This is a genomic window from Protofrankia sp. Cas3 (assembly GCF_963555955.1).
Classification (GTDB): domain Bacteria; phylum Actinomycetota; class Actinomycetes; order Frankiales; family Frankiaceae; genus Protofrankia.
The window spans coordinates 1-8,493 of sequence record NZ_CAUVXP010000205.1; the positions used below are offsets into that span (position 1 = coordinate 1).

The 8,493-nt window shown below is 68.3% G+C and carries 8 protein-coding genes and 1 pseudogene; 2 read left to right on the forward strand and 7 right to left on the reverse strand.

Annotation, left to right across the window (positions count from 1 at the left end; translation table 11 throughout):
* Positions 1 to 146 precede the first annotated feature (146 nt).
* On the reverse strand, positions 147 to 1,616 hold the full coding sequence (locus U9983_RS24850; protein ID WP_322756334.1) for a toll/interleukin-1 receptor domain-containing protein: 1,470 nt from the start codon (positions 1,614 to 1,616) through the stop codon (positions 147 to 149).
* 55 nt (positions 1,617 to 1,671) lie between these two features.
* Between U9983_RS24850 and U9983_RS24855 the strand changes: the two genes are divergently transcribed.
* Positions 1,672 to 2,076: a hypothetical protein gene (locus tag U9983_RS24855; protein ID WP_322756335.1), complete on the forward strand. Its 405-nt coding sequence runs from the start codon at positions 1,672 to 1,674 to the stop codon at positions 2,074 to 2,076.
* Between the two features lie 54 nt (positions 2,077 to 2,130).
* On the opposite strand, the gene U9983_RS24860 is transcribed toward U9983_RS24855, so the two are convergent.
* From U9983_RS24860 to U9983_RS24885, 6 genes and pseudogenes are all read right to left on the reverse strand, one after another.
* A complete protein-coding gene (locus U9983_RS24860) occupies positions 2,131 to 3,288 on the reverse strand; it encodes a ThiF family adenylyltransferase (protein ID WP_322756336.1) in 1,158 nt (385 codons plus the stop codon).
* Complete coding sequence (locus U9983_RS24865; protein WP_322756337.1) at positions 3,285 to 4,007, reverse strand: hypothetical protein; 723 nt, start codon at positions 4,005 to 4,007, stop codon at positions 3,285 to 3,287. The genes U9983_RS24860 and U9983_RS24865 overlap by 4 nt, the downstream gene beginning before the upstream one ends.
* Positions 3,998 to 4,267: a radical SAM-modified peptide, FtsH ternary system-associated gene (locus U9983_RS24870; RefSeq protein WP_416211527.1), complete on the reverse strand. Its 270-nt coding sequence runs from the start codon at positions 4,265 to 4,267 to the stop codon at positions 3,998 to 4,000. Before U9983_RS24870 ends, U9983_RS24865 begins: the two co-directional genes overlap by 10 nt.
* 80 nt (positions 4,268 to 4,347) lie before the next feature.
* Positions 4,348 to 5,463: an AmmeMemoRadiSam system radical SAM enzyme gene (gene amrS, locus U9983_RS24875; protein ID WP_322756339.1), complete on the reverse strand. Its 1,116-nt coding sequence runs from the start codon at positions 5,461 to 5,463 to the stop codon at positions 4,348 to 4,350.
* Between the two features lie 274 nt (positions 5,464 to 5,737).
* Positions 5,738 to 6,012: pseudogene (locus U9983_RS24880) on the reverse strand (integrase); the annotation flags it as partial.
* A 251-nt stretch (positions 6,013 to 6,263) separates the two neighbouring features.
* Positions 6,264 to 7,184, reverse strand: a complete 921-nt coding sequence (locus U9983_RS24885; protein ID WP_322756341.1) for a TauD/TfdA family dioxygenase — start codon at positions 7,182 to 7,184, stop codon at positions 6,264 to 6,266.
* 177 nt (positions 7,185 to 7,361) lie between these two features.
* On the opposite strand from U9983_RS24885, the gene U9983_RS24890 reads away from it, so the two are divergent.
* Entirely contained in the window at positions 7,362 to 8,273 is a 912-nt protein-coding gene (locus U9983_RS24890) for a LysR family transcriptional regulator (protein ID WP_322756342.1), read from the forward strand.
* Positions 8,274 to 8,493 lie beyond the last annotated feature (220 nt).

The window sequence follows — 8,493 nt, forward strand, 5'->3', positions numbered from 1 at the left end:
ACGAGCGTTCCGGAAAACGTGCTCCTCAAGCAGCTACAGCCACTGGCTCCAATGACCGAGGAGGAGATGGCGAACACCGATACAGAACTCGTCCTGTAAGGCCTTGCCTACCCAAGGCGTAGGCTGGATAAGGTGAGTCCAGATTGCTACGAGCGTAACGCTCTGATCAACTTGACATAACCGGATTCTTCAAATAGATCCACCCAGTGCCATTTCCGCAGGCGATCCGGCACTTCACAGTGTTCGAGTCGGACAGGAATCAAGAAAATCGATCCTTCGGGCTGCTCGTCGGCGACATCCAGCGCGTGTTTAATTTCCTTTTGGACGTATCCCTTCTTGTTCGACGATGTCGATGAAAGACAGACAAGAACGGTGCGGCTGGTACGAATAGCCTGACGAATCTTCAAGTCCCAGTCATGACCAGGCAGGAGGTCTTCGGTATCGAGCCAAACCTCGAATCCGTCACTACGCAGCCGCTGGTAAAGATCTCGGACTTGGGCCTTGTCCTGAGATGCGTGACAGAGGAAGATCTTTGACATCCTGGTCGCCGTCGTGATCCACGCATCCGAGGCATCCCCGCCGATCCGCATCCGGGATCCGTTGTGTAAACCCGCTCCGTGCAGGGTGTCGTCCCCGTTGAGCCGCCGTCCCGAGCCGTCGTCCTGCACCTCGTCGACGACAACGGAACGGGCAGGGTCGGTATAGGCGGGCGGGTATTCCTCCATCACCGAAGCGGCCACGTTGCCGACGGTCTGCTGGGCGGGAGTGTCATTCAACCGGACCTGCCGGCCGTCCGGCCCCCGTGCGTAGAGCGTCTGGAACACGTAGTCGGGTTCACCCGCCGGGACAACCGTCCACCCGAGGTCGGTTTCCTCGAGCCGCTCCCGCACCCGTTCGGTGTTCTCGTCGTTGACTCGATAGGAAACGGTGTCCGTGGTCGACCAGAACTCGTGTGGTTCCAAGCCAAGATTCGCGAGGATCTCCCAGGCGTGCCGGCGCTCCGGTTCCGAACCCGCCCGCACAATCACATGGCAGCTCTGCGCCGACCCCACCTCGACTTCCGCCGGCTCAAGCCCATTTTCGGTGGCCGACACCGAAGTCCCGTCGTCCAGATTGCCAGCGTCAACATGCTGATTGTCAAGATAGACCGTGGCGAGTCGCTGAAACACGGCATTGCCGGGGAAACGACGTCTTGCTGTGCGCAGCAACCTTCGGTAGGGCCCACCCGCCATGATCCCGGCATTGAGATCGGAGAAGATCTGACTCCACCACTGTTCAGGGTTGCTACCTTGGAGAGCCGGTCGGTACGCAAGTGGGAAGTCGATCTGGTTAAGCACGGTGGAGGCGGCAGCCTCCGTCGTATAGACCGTCGCGAGCTCATCTCGGAAGTCGTCCCGGTCGTCGCGGCTCAGGCGGATGTCGGGGTCGCCGTCCGGGATCCCGTCGCTCGGCGACCTGCCGCCGTCGCCAACCGGTGCCACTGGAACCCCCCGCCTCCGCAGCGCCGACGTCGCAACGGTTGCCCCAGTTGCGCCGTAACGTGAGCGTAGTCCTCGCCACAGCGATGACAACGTCCTGGGCTCGCATGCTTCCTGGTGATATTCCGACGGGAACACCCGCCCGGATCAAGGCAGATCTTGCGCCGGCGTTCGGGAAGAGATGGCTACAGACATGAAGAACACGACACGCGCTGTCTACCGGGTCAACGTCACGCGGGAACGGGACGCGTGGCTTGCAGACGTCCCGGATGTTGCCGGCGCTCACACCTTCGCGCGAAGCCTGTCCGCGCTGCAGCGCAACGTGTGGGAGGTCATCGTCCTCATGACCGACCAGACGGACGACGCCCTCGATCTCGATCTCCGATACGAGATCGGCGACAGCTCCACAGCGGTGACAGCAGCCCGCCCGGTATCTCCCATCAACGGGTCGCACAGGTGCGTGCTGAGATCAACAAAGGCGGCCGCGCCATCGACAACCGACGCATCTCCGCCAGCGGACAAGAGCGCCCGGGGTGAGTCGCCAAGGACGAGCCGCCCCCGCCGCCCGCGTCCTGACCCCGTCCTGACCCCGTCCTGACCGCGGATCACGCGGTAAGGATGTGAATCTCGTGCTGCTCCAGTAGCACCAGATTCACATCGTTGAGCCGCTGCCGGACGTCCCGGTCGGGGTCGGGGTCGCCAACCGGTGCCACTGGAACTCGGCCTGCCCATCCGCCTGCGTCGTGGTGGCGACGGACAGGATCTCCTCGGGTGCCACGCCGAGGTCGTGCAGGCGTCGCCCGGGGTCGGCGTCGCGGAGCCGCTCGCTGCGCCGGACCCGGATGGTCCGCCCGCAATCCCGGCATCTCGACGGTTGCGCCTGCTGCCCCTGTTGACCGTGACCGTTGTCATCGCCATCGTGATGACGACCACAGTGGTGGCACTGGCCTGGGACGGAAAACGGTGCCCAGGTCAGCGGTTCCGCACCAGGGGGCAGGGCTTCGAGTAGCTCACCGACGGTGGCATGGTGATCGACCGACAGCGGGTGGACCGGCCCGTCCAGCGGCCGGTGGTGTGGACAGTGACCGTCCCTGGTCAGGGTGACCGGCGCGGTCTGGCCGGTGCCGCCGTCTATGCGCAGCATCCGGTACTCCGGCGGGTTGCCGAACAGCACGCGCAACGCGACCAGCGTCATCCACCCGGCGACGATCGAGGTGGCCACGATCGACGCCGGTTGCGGACCGTCCGCCCGGATCTCGGCGCAGCTCCACGGCAGGTCGGACTCACCGCGCTCGTGTGGGGTGAGCGAGCAGCCGTAGCAGGGCTCGCCCGGGTCCATCCGCAACCGGATCTCACCGCCCCACGCGAAGGTGCCACCGTCCACGAGTGGCGTGCCGACCAGCGCTGCCCGTCCGAGCAGGCGTAATCGGGCACGCCGGGCGTCGAGACCGCCCAGGACGACCCCGGCGTCGGCCAACTCGCCGAGGCCGACCCCGGCGGCCAGGTCGGCCTGTCGGGTCTCGACGGCGACATCCGGGGCGAGCCGGGCCAGCGCGGTGGCCGCGGCGGTGACCTTCGGTCGTCCGATGTCCTCCGGTTCGAGCAGCACCGCACGGCTGAGGTTGCTCGCCGCGACCGTGTCCGGGTCGCAGAGGATCAGCCGTCCGACACCGGCGAGTGCCAGGTTCTTGGCCACCTCGTTGCCGAGCGCGCCCACTCCGACGATCACCGCGGTGCTGGTGGCGAGCAGGTCCTGGTCCCAGTCGGGGATGAGGCGGTGGCGGGCGTAGCGGTCGCCCACCAGGGTCATCGCTCCACCCGGTTGAGCGTGACCGGGCAGTGGGTGAGCTCTCCGTCGGGCCGCCAGTCATCCCAGCAGGTCAGGCCGGCGACCGGGTCCCGGTGCACGGCCGCCACGCAGAAGCCGCGGTACATGCCGCACGGACAGACCACCACGTGCTCGCCCGCCCGGAAGGTGTGACCGCAGACCAGGCACGTTGGGGCGTCCAGGAACTTCGGGGCGTCCGGCCCCCCCATGTCGGGCCGGGCAACCTGGAGCGCGTGCGGGGCGAGCCGGACGACCGGTACGTCCCCGGCGGGCGGCCAGGCGTCGAGCAGGCCGGCGGCGAACACGGCCAGTTCCTCGGCGTCCTTCCCGGCGTTGTCGGCGGTTTCGTTCGCAGTTCTGTTCGCAGTTCCGTTCGCAGTTCCGTTCGCTTTATCCGTCGCAGTGTCCGTCGCGGTTTCGCCCTCGCAGCGCAGCGCCGGATCAAGGTGGACGACCAGAGCGGCGTCATCGGCCCCGCGCACGCGGACCCTGTCCCCGCGACGGAAGGTGTGACCGCATGTTCTGCATCTGAGGTGCGTCCACCATGACTCCGAGTGGGTGACGGCGGTCCGGCTCCCGTCGCCGCCGACCGGACTGCCTTCCAGTGCCTCACCGGATGGTTGTGGGTCCAGCCCCTCACTGATGCCGGCTTCGAGCGCGGCCAACTCGCCGGCACCCGGGGGGTCAGAGCTCAGCCGCACAGCATCTGCTCCGTGGGGCCACCGCCGAGGTCCGCCAGCAGCGCCTCAAGGACGGCCGGGCGGAACGCGTCGCCGATGATCTCCACCCCGGACTCGGTCACGGTGATCTGCAACCGGACCAGCCGACCATCCGGATAGTCGGCGTATTCGGATCCGTCGATGAGGTCCGGTAGAGACTCGACGAACGTGTTACCGCCGGTCCGGCCGTCCGCCACGCTTCCGTCCGCCACGCTTCCGTCCGCCACGCTTCCGTCCGCCATGCTTCCGTCCGGCCCGCCGCCGTCCGGCCCGCTGCCGTCTGTCTGGCTGCCGTCCGTCCCGCTGCCATCGGTGGACTGCTTCACCGATCATCCCCCCATCGTCCCGGGATCGGCTGCCCACAGTGCGGGCAGGTGCCGTGCGTGACCACCGATTCCAGTGTCTCCCAGATGCCGCGTTGCACCAGCGACATCTCACATACCGGGCAACGGGTTTCCCGGCCGGCGGCGCCGAGTGCCCGTTCGACGTAGACGAACCGCAGGCCGGCGTCCCACCCTGCCGCCCGCGCCGCAGCCAGGGCCTGCGGGCTGGTCGGGGGCGGCCGGCGCATCCGGAAGTCCGGGGTGAAGCGCAGCAGATGCCAGGGGATGTCCGGGTCGATGCCGGCGAGGTGGCGGGCGATGGCGCGCAGCGCGTCCGGTTCGGCGGACACGCCGGGGATCAGCGGCGTGGACACCTCCACCCACACGCCGGCTGCGCGGAACCGCTCGACCGCGTCCAGCACGGGACGCAGCGGCGCACCGGTGAGCCGCTGGTGGGCGGACTCCCGCGCGGCCTTGACGTCGATGTTCACCGCGTCCAGCACCCCCGCGACCAGGTCGATCGCGGGCGCGGTGAGGAACCCGTTGGTCTTCCACACGAGCGGCACGCCCGCCGGGGCGGCGAGGGCCGCAAGGTCCAGGGTCAGCTCCGGGGCGAGGCTCGGCTCGCTGTAGGACATGCCGAGGGACGCGCCGTCCGCGGCGGCCTGCGCGACCAGCTCGGCGGGTTGTGCGGGCCGGGCCGTCCAGGCGACGTCGGCGACCTGGCCGTACTGGGACAATCTGTGGTTGACGCAGTAGTTGCAGCGGAACGAGCATCCCGGCCCGGCGATCGTGAGCACCCGGCTCCCCGGCCGGAAGTGGTAGAGCGGCTTGCGCTCGATCGCGTCGAGGTGCGCGACGGCGACCGCGTAGGTGGCGGTCTCCAGCACGCCGGCGTGGTTACGCCGCACGGCACAGACACCGGTCTCGCCGACCCCCAGCTCGCAGCCGTGCGGGCACAGTAGGCAACGAATTCGCCCGGCGCCCGCGTCGCTTTCGCCGGATCCGCTCCCGCTGGGCTCGATTTCAGCAGGTTCACCGAGTAGCGCCGGCCGCCACTGCGGCCCGGGTAAACCGTCAGGCCGTCGGTCGTCAGGCCATCGGCCGTCAGACATGACGTGCTCCGACCGCGGATGGCCGGTCGCCCGAACCCCGCGCTCGCGGGCGAGCGGGCGCCCGAACCCCACGTCGGCAGTCGCCCGAACGATGTGACTTTCGTGCTGCTCCCATGACGGCCCTTCCTTTCAGACAGTGACCTTCAGGTCTGCTGTCCACGGAAACGGGATCGCTTCAGTCTGGTAACCCCGATTCTCCCTGCACGGCAGGCACCCGCTCACGTTCCAACGATCTACAATCCCTCAGCATCAGCGGTTACTGGCGGATCTGGGTCAGAGTGCGGTGCCAGCGCAGGACCCTCTCCGGGCGCACCAGTAGCCGCAGCCCGTGCAGTGTTGGCTTCGGGGCAGCGGGTGCAGGAGCGCGGCGAGCAGGGCGCGGTCGGCGGGCTGGAACTGGATGCGTTGGCCGTCGAGCTGGCGTTGCAGCACGGCTAGCTGGTGTCGCAGCGTGAGGATCTCGACGTCCTTGTCACAGTCGCTCCGGGGCAGCAGACGCAGCAGCACGAACGCGTTCGTGACACCGAGGTAGGTCAGCCGAACCAACACGAACCGGCATCCTCGCGCAGCCACCGCACCCGACGAGCGCCGGCAGGACGTGCAAGGAGTCCACCGTCGGCACGACGACCGCGACCGCCCTGAGCTGGGCGGATGACATTTTCGGCAGGTACAGGGCTAATCCGCCGAGTCCACCGCCACCGGCCGGCGGCGAAGATCACTGGAAGGCCGGCCGTGGTGGCCAACCCACGGCCGGCCTCCTGTGATCAGTGGGCCGAGCGGCCAGCGACAGAGGTCGCCAGCTAGAACTGGCCGCCGCCCTTGCCCATGTAGTTCTCTCCGTCGTAGGAGTCCGTGAAGCTCCTCATGCTGAAGTTCGGGTAGGCCAGGGGAAAGCTCAGCTTGCCCATGGTGAGGCGCTGTAGCGTGCGCTTCGACACCCCGGCCAGGTTCCGGCGGGCGTGGGCGCAACCGAAGTTGTCCCAGATCAGCAGGTCGTTCTCGCGCCAGGTGTGCTCGTAGACGTTCGCCGGGTCGTTGAGGTGACCGAACAGCTGCTGGAGCAGCTCCTCGCTGGAGTCCGCGGCCAGTCCCTCAACCCGCACGGTGGACATGAGGCACGCCAGCAGCACCGGCTCGTCGGTGATCGGGTGACGCGCTGCCAACGGATGGACGTAGCCGGGCCAGCCAGGCAAGTAGACTTCCCGCTCGGAGATCCGCCCCTCCTCGTCCCGCCCGTGCAGGGAGTTCAGGGCGCTCAGGCCCGCTAGCCGGTCCTTCAGCTCGGCCGGCAGCCGCCGATACGCCAGCGTTCCGCTGGAGACGAAGGTGCTGGTCTCGCCTTCGGCGACCGAGAGCGCATGCAGGGCGATCGCATGGAACGGATGCTCGGCGTACATCAGGTCACGGTGGAAGACGAGCTCGCGGGTGCCGAACCCACCCTCCTCGCGGTTGAGCGCCAGCACCGGGTTCGCCTCGTGCTCCTCAGGGAGCAGCGGCGCGACGTAGCTGCCCACCCGCCGGAGGTCCGCCTTGGTGAGCTGCTGGTCGGCCGCCACGACGAAGCCGTGCTGGTAGAGCAGGGTGGCCAGCACGTCCTGCTCGTCCTGTGCCAGGCCGGCCCGCAGGTCGTCGACGTGCAGGCGCACTCCGAACGGCGCCAGTAACTCCCACGACAGTCGGCCGACTGTTCCGTCTGTGCACACGTCGACACCGATACTCATCCAGTCACCTCGTTTGATCGACCTGCCCCTGGAGGGCTCTACCGTGCAACCTCTGCCGGCCGGTGCGAGAAAGGAAGCGCGGGTTCACGAACTGCTGTTCGGCTATCGTGAACACCGGCTGCGTCCGGTCCCTCTCGGCCGCCGCGCGAACCTGGGGCGCGAGGGAGGTGGCCGGGGATGCGGGTGGTGCAGTTGCGCTGCTTCGTAGCCGTTGCGCAGGAACTCAGCTACCGTCGGGCGGCCGCCAGCCTCCAGTACTCGGCGTCCCACGTCAGCCAGCAGATCCGCCAACTGGAGAACGAGCTGGCAGTCACGCTGTTCGACAGGTCGACCCACCACGTGACGCTGACCCCCGCCGGGCGGCGGTTGCTGCCGGAGGCACGCGACCTGCTGGCCGCACACGGCCGGGTCCGCGATGTCGCCCGCGGGGAAGCCTCGGGCCGGGCCGGCTTCCTGCGGATCTCATACAGCTCCGGCAGCGGCGAGGTAATGGCGCGGGCGGTTCGGGCCTTCGTGGCCCGCTATCCCGACGTGGACATCGTCCCCAGCCAGGTGAACAACCAGCGGCTGGCGGACGATATGCGGGACCGCAACACCCACGTCAGCTTCTCGCTCTCGACGTCGGAACTCGCGGTGGGCCTCAGCTGCCTGGTACTCCACGATTTCGCCCAGAATCATCTCGCGTTGCCCACCGACCATCCGCTGCAGGCCCGGGGCAGGCTGACCGTCCACGACCTCCAGCAGCAGCGCCTGCTTGTTCCTTCGGCGGAGACGGATCGGACGCATGGCCAACGCATCCTCGACTTCCTGAACCGGCGCGGCGTGACGACCGACTACCGCTCCTACCCGATCGCCAGCGAGGAGGAGGTCGTCGACTTGGTGTCGGCGGGCCTCGGCGTGGCGCTCGTCGGGGAAGCCACCCGGCGGCGCTGGGGCGGTTGGCCACACATCGTCATCCGCCGGCTCGACGGCGAGGTTCCGCACCTCTTCCAGCTCATGATCTGGCAGGACACCCACCAGACGTCGCTGACTCGCGCCTTCGTCGAGATCGCACAGGCGGAGTTCGATGCTCGTCCGCTCGGCCCCTAGACCGCGGGCCTTGATCGCGATCGGGGCTCGGCCGAGACGCGGCCTGACCTGCTCGGATGTGCTTTTCGGCAGGTACAGCGGTACAGCGGTGCAGCGGGTGTCGGTGGTCGTGGTCGGTGCATGCCGCCCCCGCGGTCTCGGCGTCGCCGGCGGCGACCCGCCGGACGGCGTCGGCGGCCAGCCCGGCGCGGGTGAGCGCGCCAGCCGTCGCCGCTGCGGG

Coding starts and splice junctions, on each gene's coding strand:
- U9983_RS24855 (WP_322756335.1), top strand. CDS start 1,672: ATGAAGAACACGACACGCGCTGTCTACCGGGTCAACGTCACGCGGGAA.
- U9983_RS24860 (WP_322756336.1), bottom strand. CDS start 3,288: ATGACCCTGGTGGGCGACCGCTACGCCCGCCACCGCCTCATCCCCGAC.
- U9983_RS24870 (WP_416211527.1), bottom strand. CDS start 4,267: ATGGCGGACGGAAGCGTGGCGGACGGAAGCGTGGCGGACGGAAGCGTG.
- amrS (WP_322756339.1), bottom strand. CDS start 5,463: ATGTCTGACGGCCGATGGCCTGACGACCGACGGCCTGACGGTTTACCC.
- U9983_RS24885 (WP_322756341.1), bottom strand. CDS start 7,184: ATGAGTATCGGTGTCGACGTGTGCACAGACGGAACAGTCGGCCGACTG.
- U9983_RS24890 (WP_322756342.1), top strand. CDS start 7,362: ATGCGGGTGGTGCAGTTGCGCTGCTTCGTAGCCGTTGCGCAGGAACTC.